The sequence below is a fragment of the Algoriphagus marinus genome (assembly GCF_001936475.1).
GTDB lineage: Bacteria > Bacteroidota > Bacteroidia > Cytophagales > Cyclobacteriaceae > Algoriphagus > Algoriphagus marinus.
Genome location: NZ_MSPQ01000011.1, coordinates 1 through 362, shown reverse-complemented (window position 1 = coordinate 362; position 362 = coordinate 1). Strand labels below are relative to the sequence as shown.

Genomic DNA, 362 nt, shown 5'->3' with positions numbered 1-362 from the left:
CGTTTGCAGTAATGTTTGCATTGTCACCCTGTGTGAACTGAGCATTTGCGTTTGGAGCAGTGATGCTTACAGTTGGTGCCACATTTGGCTTTTCAACCACATTGATATTTACTTCTGCAGAAACAGTAGCTGTTCCTTTGTTATCCGTTGCCTTTGCAGTCAAAGTGAAGTTTCCTACCGAAAGATTTGTCCAGGCAAAGCTGTATGGAGAAGTGGTATCAGTTCCCAACAAAGTGGTTCCGTTGTAGAACTCAACTTTGGTAACCATTCCGTCCGCATCTGCTGCGTTTGCAGTAATGTTTGCATTGTCACCCTGTGTGAACTGAGCATTTGCGTTTGGAGCAGTGATGCTTACAGTTGGT

At 44.5% G+C, this 362-nt stretch carries 1 protein-coding gene; it reads right to left on the bottom strand.

Translation table 11 applies throughout. From position 1 onward, the window contains the following. On the bottom strand, window positions 1–362 hold a 362-nt coding region (locus tag BVC88_RS21385; RefSeq protein ID WP_245803665.1), incomplete at both ends, for an Ig-like domain-containing protein.